At 57.9% G+C, this 12,629-nt stretch carries 13 protein-coding genes and 1 tRNA gene; 7 read left to right on the plus strand and 7 right to left on the minus strand.

Annotated elements, in window-relative coordinates; translation table 11 throughout:
- Position 1: 1 nt before the first annotated feature.
- Positions 2–916 carry an MBL fold metallo-hydrolase gene (locus tag ACR0LI_RS04695; protein WP_480490277.1) on the minus strand — a complete coding sequence of 305 codons (915 nt, stop codon included), beginning with the start codon at positions 914–916 and terminating at the stop codon, positions 2–4.
- Positions 917–960: 44 nt separating this feature from the next.
- Here ACR0LI_RS04695 and ACR0LI_RS04700 point away from each other — a divergent pair, with 44 nt between their 5' ends.
- Both ACR0LI_RS04700 and ACR0LI_RS04705 read left to right on the plus strand, forming a co-directional pair.
- Complete coding sequence (locus ACR0LI_RS04700; RefSeq protein ID WP_480718091.1) at positions 961–2,280, plus strand: ATP-binding protein; 1,320 nt, start codon at positions 961–963, stop codon at positions 2,278–2,280.
- A 98-nt stretch (positions 2,281–2,378) separates the two neighbouring features.
- Complete coding sequence (locus ACR0LI_RS04705; RefSeq protein ID WP_171115717.1) at positions 2,379–2,936, plus strand: hypothetical protein; 558 nt, start codon at positions 2,379–2,381, stop codon at positions 2,934–2,936.
- Between the two features lie 53 nt (positions 2,937–2,989).
- On the opposite strand, the gene ACR0LI_RS04710 is transcribed toward ACR0LI_RS04705, so the two are convergent.
- Positions 2,990–3,066 (minus strand) — tRNA-Ile (locus ACR0LI_RS04710).
- A gap of 106 nt (positions 3,067–3,172) precedes the next feature.
- Between ACR0LI_RS04710 and purM the strand changes: the two genes are divergently transcribed.
- From purM to rnd, 3 genes are all read left to right on the plus strand, one after another.
- Positions 3,173–4,219, plus strand: coding sequence for a phosphoribosylformylglycinamidine cyclo-ligase (gene purM, locus ACR0LI_RS04715; RefSeq protein ID WP_171632187.1), 1,047 nt, complete (start codon positions 3,173–3,175; stop codon positions 4,217–4,219).
- Positions 4,216–4,812: a phosphoribosylglycinamide formyltransferase gene (gene purN, locus ACR0LI_RS04720; protein ID WP_480490274.1), complete on the plus strand. Its 597-nt coding sequence runs from the start codon at positions 4,216–4,218 to the stop codon at positions 4,810–4,812. Before purM ends, purN begins: the two co-directional genes overlap by 4 nt.
- 114 nt (positions 4,813–4,926) lie before the next feature.
- Positions 4,927–6,084: a ribonuclease D gene (gene rnd / locus ACR0LI_RS04725; RefSeq protein ID WP_480718092.1), complete on the plus strand. Its 1,158-nt coding sequence runs from the start codon at positions 4,927–4,929 to the stop codon at positions 6,082–6,084.
- 6 nt (positions 6,085–6,090) lie between these two features.
- Here rnd and ACR0LI_RS04730 read toward each other — a convergent pair whose 3' ends face one another.
- A complete protein-coding gene (locus tag ACR0LI_RS04730) occupies positions 6,091–6,621 on the minus strand; it encodes a hypothetical protein (RefSeq protein ID WP_209832992.1) in 531 nt (176 codons plus the stop codon).
- Positions 6,622–6,760: 139 nt separating this feature from the next.
- On the opposite strand from ACR0LI_RS04730, the gene ACR0LI_RS04735 reads away from it, so the two are divergent.
- Positions 6,761–7,171, plus strand: a complete 411-nt coding sequence (locus ACR0LI_RS04735) for a SufE family protein (protein ID WP_117868838.1) — start codon at positions 6,761–6,763, stop codon at positions 7,169–7,171.
- 2 nt (positions 7,172–7,173) lie between these two features.
- Here ACR0LI_RS04735 and ACR0LI_RS04740 read toward each other — a convergent pair whose 3' ends face one another.
- From ACR0LI_RS04740 to ACR0LI_RS04750, 3 genes are all read right to left on the minus strand, one after another.
- A complete protein-coding gene (locus tag ACR0LI_RS04740; RefSeq protein ID WP_480718093.1) occupies positions 7,174–7,836 on the minus strand; it encodes a DUF1638 domain-containing protein in 663 nt (220 codons plus the stop codon).
- A gap of 74 nt (positions 7,837–7,910) precedes the next feature.
- Positions 7,911–8,948 (minus strand): Hint domain-containing protein, encoded by a 1,038-nt coding sequence (locus tag ACR0LI_RS04745; RefSeq protein ID WP_480718094.1) that lies wholly within the window; start codon positions 8,946–8,948, stop codon positions 7,911–7,913.
- 146 nt (positions 8,949–9,094) lie between these two features.
- Entirely contained in the window at positions 9,095–9,793 is a 699-nt protein-coding gene (locus tag ACR0LI_RS04750) for a corrinoid protein (RefSeq protein ID WP_171632198.1), read from the minus strand.
- A 270-nt stretch (positions 9,794–10,063) separates the two neighbouring features.
- Here ACR0LI_RS04750 and ACR0LI_RS04755 point away from each other — a divergent pair, with 270 nt between their 5' ends.
- Positions 10,064–11,131 carry a PA0069 family radical SAM protein gene (locus ACR0LI_RS04755; protein ID WP_480718095.1) on the plus strand — a complete coding sequence of 356 codons (1,068 nt, stop codon included), beginning with the start codon at positions 10,064–10,066 and terminating at the stop codon, positions 11,129–11,131.
- A gap of 136 nt (positions 11,132–11,267) precedes the next feature.
- Here the strand turns inward: ACR0LI_RS04755 and gltA are convergent, their stop codons facing one another.
- Positions 11,268–12,563 carry a citrate synthase gene (gltA, locus tag ACR0LI_RS04760; protein WP_171632203.1) on the minus strand — a complete coding sequence of 432 codons (1,296 nt, stop codon included), beginning with the start codon at positions 12,561–12,563 and terminating at the stop codon, positions 11,268–11,270.
- Positions 12,564–12,629: the final 66 nt, after the last annotated feature.

Consider the following 12,629-nt stretch of genomic DNA (forward strand, 5'->3'; position numbering starts at 1 on the left):
TTTAGCGAAGCCGCCGAAAAACAGATGAAACTGACAGTGGGCCAATGGGCGTCACTCTGTTTTTTCCAGTCAGATCAACGAGATGAGCGAAAACGTTGCGCTCGGCTGCGGGCAGCAATGCCGCTGGCGTATCCGTATAGATGCGCCCAGCCAGATGCCGCGCTGTCCCGTCTTCTTCTTCCAATGCGCTCAGAATCTGCGCCTCGCGGGTCTGGCGATGTGCAATCAGCCAGTCCAAACGTTGGGCAGGGCTGGTGATCGGTGCGCCATGGCCGGCATGGAAAACCGACCAGTCGCGCGCGCGCAGCCGATGGCAGGCAGTCATGAAGTCGGTCAGATCACCATCCGGAGGGGACACCAACGAGCTGGCCCACCCCATGACATGATCCGCCGTGAAACAGATGTTCTGCCAGGCCAGAGCAATGTGATTGCCCAGATGGCCCGGTGTGTGAATGACCTCAAGCTGCCACCCGTCGCCATTGATGGTCTCACTATCCGCCACTTCGACATCAGGGCGAAACGTGGTGTCGATGCCTTCGCCGCCGCCGGTCAGCCCCTGCGCGGCAAGATCGGTCATGACGGCGCTGCGCCCCGCCTCGGGCCCGCCATAAGCATAAATCGTCGCCCCTGTGCGCGCCGCCAGCGGAGCCGCCAGGGGTGAATGGTCCACATGCGTATGTGTGACAATGATATGGCTGATCCTTTGACCCGGCGCCAAGGAATCCAGAATTGCGTCCAAATGTGCCTCGCTTGCGGGGCCTGGATCGATGACGGCAATGTCGCGTTCACCCAGCAGATACGTGTTGGTGCCACGATAGGTCATCGGAGAGGGATTCGGGGCCAGAATACGCCGCAAACCCGGATGCAGTTCCTCTGGCTGGCCGACGGGCGGATCGAAATCATCTGGTGCCTGCATTCTGTGCTCTTTCTCTTGTCCGGGCAGCCCGTTAGGTTTAGCGCATGTCTTCGCACTGGCTCAAACCTTATATGCCTCGCAGTCTTTACGCCCGGGCAGCGCTGATCCTGGTTTTACCTGTGATCGTGTTGTTGCTGGTCGTGGGAATCGCGTTCCTTCAAAAGCATCTTGAGGATGTCACCGGCCAGATGACACGCGCGGCATCCCGCGAGGTGATGCTGATTTCGACAATGATCGAGGACGCGGAAACGCAACAACAGGCGCTGGCGTCGATTCGTCCCGATTTGCAGGCCCTTGAGATGAAGGCCAGGTTTCTGGGCGTCAACGAACAGCCTGAGATTGGCGCGCGGCGATGGTACGATTTCATCGCCCCGCAGGTCGAATCCGAACTGTATGCCAGGTTGCCCAATCTTGCCGCCGTGGCGTTACCCAGCAGCAAAGAGGCGCGGGTTTATCTGAAGACGCATCTGGGAGTGCTGCAATTGACGTTCGATCGGCGCAGGTTGTCGCCCGCGGCCCCGCATCAATTGATCGTCACCATGGTGTTCTTTGCGGTCATCATGACGACGATCTCGTTTCTTTACATGCGGAATCAATTGCGTCCCATTACGCGCCTCGCTGATGCAGCGCAGGCCTTCGGGCGGGGACGAATCGTTCCGTATTCACCCGGTGGAGCCATCGAGGTTCGTGCGGCGGGAAATGCGTTTCTGGATATGCGGTCCCGTATCGAACGCCAGATCGAGCAACGGACGTTGGTGCTGTCGGGTGTCAGCCACGATCTGCGCACCCCGTTGACGCGCCTGAAGCTTGGACTGTCGATGTTGCCGGAAGACGAGGCCGCACCGTTGCAAAAGGATGTCACGGAAATGCAGTCCTTGCTGGATGCGTTTCTGGACTTTTCGCGTGGGGCTGCCGAGGGATCGGCGGAAGAGGTCCAACCGGATGAATTTCTCCGCCAGATCGTGGATGATGCAAAACGGGCTGGTCATCAGGCAGAGCTGATCGCGGTCGAGGGGCAGGGGACGGTCATGATACGCCCCTTGGCTGTACGCCGGGCGGTGGAAAACCTGATTGGAAATGCCATGCGCTATGGCAGCCGGGCCGAGCTCAGCCTGTTTCTGAACGCGAAATCGATGCGCATCCGTGTTGAGGATGACGGCCCCGGTATACCTGCGGACCAACGTACAGAGGCGGTAAAGCCTTTCACGCGGCTCGACCCGGCTCGCAATCAGAATCAGGGCAGTGGCGTTGGCCTTGGTCTTGCGATTGTGGCGGATGTCGCGCGCGCGCATGGTGGAGCTTTGCGTCTGTCGAAAAGCGAACGTCTCGGAGGGCTCTGCGCGGACATAATAATCGGACGATAGACCCCCCGTTATGTCTGCGCTTGGGGTTCAATTTTGTTAATTTGTCTTGCCATGGCATCCTGTCCCCATAGTTTTTTACTTTTTTGGGGGCGCATAGGATGGTTATCGCAGGATTCGTGAAATTGGCCGAAAAGGGGTTTGTCGGGTGCGCGACACTTGCGGCCCTGCTGCCTCTTTGGCAGTGGTATGACGAAACCGATGAAAGGCGGGTGGAACGTCTGACCGGTTTTATCGGGGCAGGCGATACATGTCTGAAATGGTTGCGGTCCGACCTGATCGAATCGTTGGCATCCGAGTTGTGGCATGCGTCCCAGCAGGACGTGGTGGATGGCGACGAGGATCTTGCACCTCTTCCGGTTCAGGTGCGTGCCAATATGGCGATATTTTGCGCCGAAATGCTGGACTATTTGCAGAATGACTTCGGCAAGTTCGACGAGCCTCTCGCCTATGATTATTACATGATGATCATGGATGCGTCGTTCTGGGTCGATCCTGATGAATTCGAGACCTATTTGGAGGCGGTGCATCAAGATCCGAGCCTGTCCGGCAGTCACGAGGATTACAGCTTTGGTGGGCGCGACGGCTATTCCTATGAATGGCAAGTAACCCAAGAGGAGCTCGACGCCTATTTTGGGTTCGAAGATTCGGACGGATAAGCCAGCGCATCAACGTCCAGACGGCAACAACCCACCTGGATGTCTCGGCGAAATGGTAGGCCCGGAGGGACTCGAACCCCCAACCAAAGCGTTATGAGCGCTCTGCTCTAACCAATTGAGCTACAGGCCCGCCTAGGCGCTTGGGTATCACGGTGAACAGCCGCGTCAAGCCTGACCGTTGCAACAAACGCCACAATCGACTAACCCGCCCGCAAAGCTTTCTTGAGGGACCGGACATGACAGCGGGTAAAAACGGAATCACCTATGCCGATGCAGGTGTGGATATCGACGCGGGCAACGCCCTGGTCGATCGGATCAAACCCGCCGCCAAGCGGACCAACCGCCCCGGTGTGATGAGCGGCCTGGGTGGATTTGGCGCGCTGTTCGATCTGAAGGCTGCCGGGTACCAGGACCCGATTCTGGTCGGTGCGACGGATGGCGTGGGCACCAAGCTGCGGATTGCGATTGATACCGGCGTCGTGGACGGGGTCGGCGTCGATCTGGTGGCCATGTGCGTGAATGACCTGATCTGCCAGGGAGCCGAGCCGCTGTTCTTCCTCGATTATTTCGCGACCGGCAGGCTGGATACCGATACGGCGGCGCGGATCATCGAAGGGATTGCCGAAGGCTGTGCGCAGTCTGGCTGTGCCCTGATCGGTGGTGAAACCGCCGAGATGCCGGGAATGTATCCTGATGGCGATTTTGATCTGGCCGGGTTTGCGGTCGGTGCGATGGAACGCGGCGCAGATCTGCCTGCGGGCGTTCAAGCCGGTGACGTACTTTTGGGTCTGGCCTCGAACGGGGTGCATTCCAACGGTTATTCGCTTGTGCGCAAGCTGGTCGAACTGTCCGGTCTGGGCTGGGATTCGCCGTCGCCCTTTGGAGAGGGCAATCTGGGTGAGGCACTTCTGACGCCCACACGCCTTTACGTAAAACCGGCTTTGGCTGCGGTTCGCGCAGGTGGTGTGCATGCGCTGGCGCATATCACCGGCGGTGGGTTGACCGAAAATCTTCCCCGCGTGCTGCCCCAAGGGATGGGGGCCCGGATCGATCTGGACAGTTGGCAACTGCCCCCTGTCTTCGGCTGGATGGCGAAGACCGGCAGTATCGTTGAGGCGGAAATGCTCAAGACCTTCAATTGCGGTATCGGCCTTATTGTCGTGTGCGCCGCGGAAAAGGCGGATGAGCTGTCGGCCCTGCTGGCGGATGCCGGTGAAACCGTCGCTCGGATCGGTGCCGTCACGGAAACGCCCGGCGTTGCCTATTCGGGCAAACTGCTGTGAGCCAGAAGCGCGTCGCGATCCTGATCTCCGGGGGCGGGTCGAACATGGTGTCGCTTGTTGACAGCATGACCAAAGATCATCCGGCGCGGCCCTGTTTGGTGTTGTCCAATGATGCGCAGGCAGGCGGGCTGAAAAAAGCTGCGGACCGTGGCATTCCGACCGCAGTGGTTGATCATCGCCCTTTCAAGGGGGACCGCAGCGCCTTTGAAGCCGAGCTTTTGCAGCCCCTGCAAGAGGCGCAAACCGACATTGTCTGTCTGGCCGGCTTTATGCGGGTTCTGACAGCGGATTTCGTGTCTCGGTTTCAAGGCCGGATGCTGAATATCCACCCTTCATTATTGCCAAAATACAAAGGGTTACACACCCATGCCCGCGCGATTCAAGCCGGAGATTCCGAACACGGCTGCTCGGTGCATGAGGTGACGGCGGCACTGGATGATGGCCCGATTCTGGGTCAGGCACGGGTCCCGATCAAAGCCGATGATACACCGGAATCGCTGGCTGCGCGGGTGCTGGTTTGGGAGCATAAACTCTACCCCGAAGTGCTGCGGCGCTTTGCAGAAGGCAACAGGTCGCCCGTCCTGTTGCCGTGAACGCTCTGTGGGTGATTTACACCCGTGTAATAATCGGCCTATGGTCGTCGACGACGCTCGGGACGAGGACAAAAACGGGCAGGCACAAAAACAAGAGCGATACTAGTACGGCGCATGAAAACCCTGACGACGACGCAAGAGCTGGCCGATTTCTGCAAGGCCGCCGAAGGCTATCCCTATATCACGGTCGACACCGAATTTCTGCGTGAGCGGACGTACTACTCCAAGCTGTGTCTGGTGCAATTGGCTGTCCCGTCCGAGGATGAAGACAGCGCGGTTCTGGTCGATCCGCTTGCCGATGGCTTGTCGCTTGACCCGCTTTACGATCTTTTCCGGAATGAAAGCGTGGTCAAGGTGTTCCATGCCGCCCGCCAGGATCTTGAGATCTTCTGGGTCGAAGCCGGTGTGTTCCCCAAACCGCTGTTCGACACACAGGTCGCAGCGATGGTGTGTGGCTTTGGCGAACAGGTTGGCTATGAAACTCTGGTTCGGAAAATCTGCAAGCAGGGCGTCGACAAGACCTCTCGGTTCACCGACTGGTCCCGGCGCCCGCTGACCGATGCTCAGAAAAACTATGCTCTTGCGGATGTGACCTATTTGCGCGGGATCTACGAGCGTCTGGCCGCAGAACTTGAAAAGACGCAGCGCAGCCACTGGGTTGCCGAAGAATTGCGGACGCTGACACAGCCTGCCACATATGACATCCGCCCCGAAGACGCATGGAAGCGGGTGAAAACGCGCACGAACTCGGCCAAGTTTCTGGCTGTGGTTCGTGAATTGGCGCAGTTTCGCGAATCCTATGCGCAGGAAAACAACGTGCCCCGGAACCGCGTATTCAAAGACGACGCGTTGATCGAGCTGGCATCGACCAAACCCAAAACACATTCGGATTTGGGCGGATCCCGCCTGTTGCTGCGCGAAGCCCGCAAAGGGGCGGTCGCCGAAGGTATTCTGGCAGCGGTCAAGCGCGGCGTGAATTGCCCGCCCGACAAATTGCCCAAGGTCGACACTTCGCGCGACAAGCTCAAGGTCAATCCGGCGCTGGCTGACCTGCTAAGGGTTCTGCTGAAGTCCAAAACCGAAAGTTCAGGTGTGGCGGCGAAATTGATCGCCACAAGCTCGGACCTGGATCAGATTGCAGCCGGCGAGCGGGATGTTCCAGCCTTGTCGGGATGGCGGTTCGAAGTCTTTGGCGAGGATGCTCTCAAGCTGTGCGAGGGAAAGATTGCCCTGGCGGCCAAAGAGCAGTCGGTCAAGGTCGTGTCCCTGTAACGGCGCTTACCGGCGCCGTGATTCCAGTGCGTTCTGTTGTCCGACCACGCGGACCAGCCGAATACCTTCCAGTTCCTGTTTCGAGATATTGATGGCGTCCGATACCATCCGAGTACGTTCCGACCCTTGCGGCGTCTCATAGCTGGGGTAGTTCACACGGAACACAAATTCCAAAGTTCCGTTCTTCTGGTTTTCTTCCTTTTCAACAGGAACCAGACGCGCGTTGAATGCCCCCTGCCGGACAGCCGTGCCAGACGCATAGATGATCGCGCCAGAGGGGGTCGGGTCAATGCGCAATTCGTCGATCTGACCAATTGGAATGCTGGTGTCTTCAGCATCGGGGCGGGAAAACAGGCCGGTTCCTCCGCCTTGCTTCGGAACCAATGCGTCGGCGGCATTTGGGTCGGGCGGTGTTTCGGCTTCGACAGATCTGCTGGATCCGAACCAGTTTGACGGGTTCACCCGAGAGTCACGCCAGCTGCTGCATGCAGTCAGGGTCAGCGTGGCGATGATGAGAACGGACAGAGATTTTTGCATGGACCCACAGACTTTCACACGAGTTCAGGCAATGGGTTAGCGCAATTTCTTCGCGTTGAAAAGCCACCGCGGGGGCTGGACAGTGGCGGGTCACCGGCTTAGGTCACAATTGTGAATGCAAACAAAGGACCACCGCATCATGGCCACGCCCGCCTTTGAAGAGATTGTCGAGGATTTCGAGTTTCTCGAGGATTGGGAAGACCGGTATCGCCATGTCATCGAGCAGGGCAAGGCGATGGAGCCGTTGGACGACGCATTCAAGGTTCCGGCGACAAAAGTCCATGGATGCGCCAGCCAGGTCTGGCTGCATCCGATGATTGAATCCGGCGTCTTCAAGTTCGATGGTGACAGCGATGCACTGATCGTGCGCGGCCTGATCGCTGTTCTTCGGTCCTTGTACAACGGTTTGCCCGTGGCCGAAGTTCCCAAAGTCGATGCGGGGGCTGAACTGGCACGCCTTGGGCTGAACGACCACCTGTCCGCTCAGCGCTCGAACGGCCTGCGGTCGATGATCGAACGCATCCGGCAGGTCGCACAGGAAAACGCCTGATCTCATCTTGGGCGGTTTGCCCAGTCCGAGAGCGTGTTTTCCAGATCGCCGTAACCGGTGAACCGGCGTTCGAATTCAAGCCCCATCCGGTCTGCGCATTCGCGCGCGCGTTCCGTCAGCTCTGGGCTGTCGATCTGGGCCTGATAGACAAGTTTGGTGTAATTGCCGAAATACATGTCACGTAGTTCCGGGTGGCGGTCCAGGCCCAGTGGTTTCCAGACAAAGGCGTCGAATTGCCGGGCCAGGAAATCTGTCAGATAGAACGCGGTTGTTTCGTCTTCTCCGCGGTCCTGAAAAGCCTGATTTCCTTCGAAGAAGGAATAGCAATGGGGCCCCTTCACCATTTCGACCCCAAGCTTTTCGCAGGCGGCCTGAAGCAGGCCCCCTGTGCCGCAATCGGCGTAAACGATGTAGATCTTGTCATAATTGCGCTGATGCTTGGCCACGGCGTCTTCCACAGCCTGGGTGATCCGTTCCGGGTGAACGTGCAGGATCGCAGGCAGGCAGGTCAAAGCCATGTGATCCCAGCCATTCCGTGTTTTGATGTCCAGTATTTCGCGCGCAAGAGCGCCGCAGGCAATCAACAGGATGCTTCCCTTGCCCGTATCGTCATAGCCCTTCGTGGTCAGGGCTGCATCATCTGGCAGGGATTCGTTTGACGTCACTTGGCATCCTCCGGGGCTGCTGCCATAGGAGGATGATTGAGGCCGTTGGGCAAGCCCCGATCCGACATCTCATGTCAGGCCGCCGACGCATGCGCTTCGAACGCGGTCATCAGGGGCCGGACCAGCGGGCCGTACGCGGCAACACCGTTCAGCGACAGATCCGGAAACAGCGACAGGATTTCTTGCCGTGCGGCAGACCCGAGACTGTCCCAGATATGCGCGCCGGGATGAAAGCTCTCGCTCAGGCAATCTTCGGCCCAGAGCAGCTCATGCCGGTCGAACAGCAAGTGGATGTAGGTCACCAGCCCTCCGGGCCGCAGTATGATGTCGGACCCGTTCACGAGGTGTTTGGCAGGCGCCAGGGCTTCGCAATGCCCGGTGTACAGCTCGAGACGCCAATCCCCAATCAGCATACGGTGCTGTTGTGACACCAGAAGGTCGCGCGTGTTTCCGATGGCGCCTGCTTTGAAAAGAACAGGCGCATGCGGACCCGTTGCCTTGACGGTTCGCCGCCCCATCCATCGCAGGGGTTGCAGCCCATGATCATGGGTTTCAATCCGGTCGCCGACGGACAGGGTTTCAATCGGTCGCACGCCTTGCTCGGTGCGGATCATCGTTCCGGGGGTAAAGCAGGGCACCAGATCCCAATCTTCACGGCGGGATGTCAGGCCTGAATACCGGTTTCCGGCAAGGCTGTTGAGCGTGATCGAGCGGACAGGGCCAGCCTCCAAGGCGGACTGGTCCGAATTGTCCGAGAATTCCGGCATCAGATAGGTGTTGCCATCCACATCCTGCGCCAAAACTGCGGAAATCCTGGCAGTTGATCCGTCAAAATAGGTGATCGTGGCGTTGTAGACCGAAGTGCCATCGAATGTCTGAGGCGGTCCGCCATTGATCGAAAGCCGATCATTGGCCGACATGTTGTTCATGTTGTAGTACGAACCCGGATTGCCGACCGGGCTCCAGGTGACGCTGTTATGAGCCAGCGGATCGTCGGACCCGCCAAAGGTTTTTCCCACAAGCACCGAAGCGTTTTCAGCTGTGTTGTTGCCTTCGAAACTGTCGATATCGGCAAGTTTGCCGAGCGAGATGGCTGTGAACGTAGTCGGCACGAGACCCCCTGGGAATGTGGATGCCTCGTTCTTTTAGACCTGCTTTGGTTTAGAATTGGATAATCCGGATTTTCCGGTGACAAAGCGCTTCGGAATCGAAAAGGCCGCCCGGATCGGACGGCCTTTCAATCAGTATTATTCGGGTCTTAGCCAGCCAGTTGATTGTGCTTGCGGCCCACGAATTCCTTGGCGGTTTCCACTGCAACAGCTGCGTCACGGCAATAGGCATCCGCGCCGATGGCTTTGCCGAACTCTTCATTCAGGGGCGCGCCGCCGACCAAAACGATGTAATCGTCGCGGACGCCCTGTTCGACCATCGTGTCGATGACCACTTTCATGTAAGGCATCGTAGTGGTCAGCAGGGCCGACATACCCAGAATGTCGGGTTGTTCGTTTTCCAACGCTTCCAGGTAGTTTTCGACCGGGTTGTTGATGCCCAGATCGACAACTTCGAAGCCAGCGCCTTCCATCATCATCGAAACAAGGTTCTTGCCGATGTCGTGGATGTCGCCCTTCACGGTGCCGATGACCATCTTGCCGACGCGCGGTGCACCGGTTTCGGCCAACAGCGGCTTGAGAATGGACATGCCGCCCTTCATGGCGTTTGCGGCCAGCAGAACCTCGGGGACAAACAGGATGCCGTCGCGGAAGTCATGGCCCACGATTGTCATACCGCCAACCAGAGCCTTGGTCAGGATGTCATAAGGTGTCCATCCGCGTTCCAGCAGGATATTGGTGGCTTCTTCGATCTCTTCCTTCAGGCCGTCATAGAGATCGTCGAACATCTGCTCGACCAGTTCGTCGTCATTCAATTCGGACAGGACGATGTCTTCTTCGTCGGACATGGGGTATTCCCTGTGCTGGGCGGGCCATCGGCCCGTGGTGGCATTTTTTCCGTTTTGGCCAAAACGTCGCATCGTGACTGTGACGATTGCGACGTCGGTCGTTTCGGGACCGACCTATAGGGCAAAAAATGGGGGGGCTCGATAGAAAAGTCTGCAAGATCATCCTGCGGAGATTTCATCTCGCTTCAATCCATCGGTGATTTGGCGGGACTTGCGCCAAATTGGCGACAAGCCTATGTTAGCGGTAGAACAAAAAGAGAACAAAATGACATGAGTATCGCGCGGACGATCAGGGCAAGAGGAACAACGACGAACGAAGCTGGTCGGTTTGAATGCTTTGCCACCACTGCCACCGAAGACGGGTGGGACATTGAGGAAGAATTGCCGCCGCTGCGAACCGAGACACGTGAAGAGGTTGCGCGCAGCGCTATTACTTACAACCGATCCCCCGACTTGCCCTTCGATCGGTCGATCAACCCGTACCGGGGATGTGAACATGGTTGCGTTTACTGTTTTGCGCGGCCCAGCCACGCGTATCTTGGGCTATCGGCAGGATTGGATTTCGAAACCCGCCTGATCGCTCGACCCAACATGGGGCGTGTTCTGCGCAAGGAATTGTCCGCCAGATCCTACAAAGTCGCGCCGATTGCAATTGGTACGAATACGGACCCGTATCAGCCGATTGAGAAAAAGCACATGATTACAAGGTCATGCCTTGAGGTTTTGAGTGAGTTCAACCACCCGGTCGCGATCGTCACCAAGGGTACCCTGATAGAGCGGGATCTGGAGTTTCTTGCCGACATGGCAGGCCGGGGACTTGTGCGGGTTGGTATTTCGCTGACCACGTTGGATGCGGAATTGTCCCGCCGAATGGAACCACGGGCGCCGTCGCCCCTTCGTCGGTTGCGCGTGATCCGAACGCTGACGGAAGCGGGCGTTCCGGTGCGTGTCATGACGTCACCCATCGTGCCGGGGCTGACGGATCATGAACTGGAAAGCCTTCTGGAGGCCGGGAAAGAGGCTGGAGCGGATGCCGCAAGCTGGATCATGTTGCGCCTGCCGCGCGAAGTATCGCAGCTTTGGCAGGGCTGGCTAGCCGATCATGAGCCATCGCGGTCGGAAAAGGTCATGTCCAAACTGCGGGAAATGCATGGGGGTCGGGACTACGATCCGCGTTGGGGACACAGAATGCGGGGCGAGGGTGAGTATGCCGGGATTATCGCTCAAAGGTTCTTGAAGACCTGCAAACGTCTGGGGCTGTCCATAAAATCGGCCCCGTTGCGTTGCGATTTGTTTGCGGTGCCGCCGCAGCCCGGGGATCAGCTGAGCCTGTTCTGAGGTCATGCGCCCCGGCTTGTTCGGTGCTGTCTTGCGCGGGAAAACACCGGGTCTTCGCGGTCTCATTGCTTCAGTCCAAACAAAAAAGACCCCGGCAGTGCCGGGGCCTTCGAAACAGATTGCCGTAAGGCGCGTATCAGCGATTTTCGATATCCACGTAATCGCGCAGCGTTTCGCCCAGGTACAGCTGACGCGGGCGGCCGATCTTGTTTTGCGGATCGGCGATCATCTCTTTCCACTGGCTTACCCAGCCAACAGTGCGTGACAGGGCGAAGATCGGCGTGAACATCGAGGTCGGGAAACCCATCGCTTCGAGGATGATGCCCGAATAGAAGTCGACATTCGGGAACAGCTTCTTTTCGGCGAAATACGGGTCTTCCAGCGCTTCGCGTTCCAGTTCCTTGGCGACCTGCAGTTTTGGGTTGTTTTCAATGCCTAGCAGATCCAGAACCTCGTCTGCCGATTGCTTCATCACTTTGGCGCGCGGGTCGAAGTTCTTGTAGACGCGGTGGCCAAAGCCCATCAGGCGGAACGGATCGTCTTTGTCCTTGGCCCGGGCGATGTATTCGGGAATGCGATCGACGGTGCCGATCTCTTCCAGCATTTCCAGGCAGGCTTGGTTTGCGCCACCGTGGGCAGGGCCCCAGAGGCAAGCAACACCGGCTGCGATACAGGCAAACGGGTTCGCACCTGAAGATGAGGCCAGACGCACGGTAGATGTCGAGGCGTTTTGCTCATGATCCGCGTGCAGGGTCAAAATCCGGTCCATCGCTCGGCTAAGGATCGGGTTGACCTCATATTCCTCGGCAGGAACGCTGAAACACATGCGCAGGAAGTTCGACGCATAGTCCAGATCGTTGCGCGGATACACGAAAGGCTGACCGGTGTGGTACTTATAGGCCCATGCAGCAATAGTCGGCATCTTGGCGATCAGACGATGCGATGCGATTTCACGCTGCTGCGGGTCCGAGATATCCGTTGAATCGTGATAGAAGGCCGACATCGCGCCGACAACGCCGACCATAATAGCCATTGGGTGCGCGTCGCGGCGGAAACCGCGATAGAAATACTGCATCTGCTCGTGCAGCATGGTGTGGCGTGTGATCGTGGTCTCGAATTTCTCAAGATCCTTTGCCGCCGGCAGTTCTCCGTACAGCAGAAGATAGCAGACTTCGAGGAAATGCGATTTCTCGGCCAGTTGGTCGATCGGATAGCCGCGGTGCAGCAGTTCGCCTTTTTCGCCGTCGATATAGGTGATGGTGCTGTCGCAGCTTGCGGTCGAAGTGAACCCAGGATCGTAGGTGAAGACGCCGGCCTGACCATAAAGCTTGCGGATATCAATGACATCCGGACCAGCAGTCGGAGAATGAACAGGCAACTCATACTCTTTGCCGTGAACGGTCAGAGTGGCTGTTTTGTTGCTATCAGTCATGGTTGTCCCTTCTTCATTCATGCGCACGCCAGAGATACCTCCGGTGATACGGGCAATGACTGCGCG

The organism is Ruegeria sp. CL7, assembly GCF_056536445.1.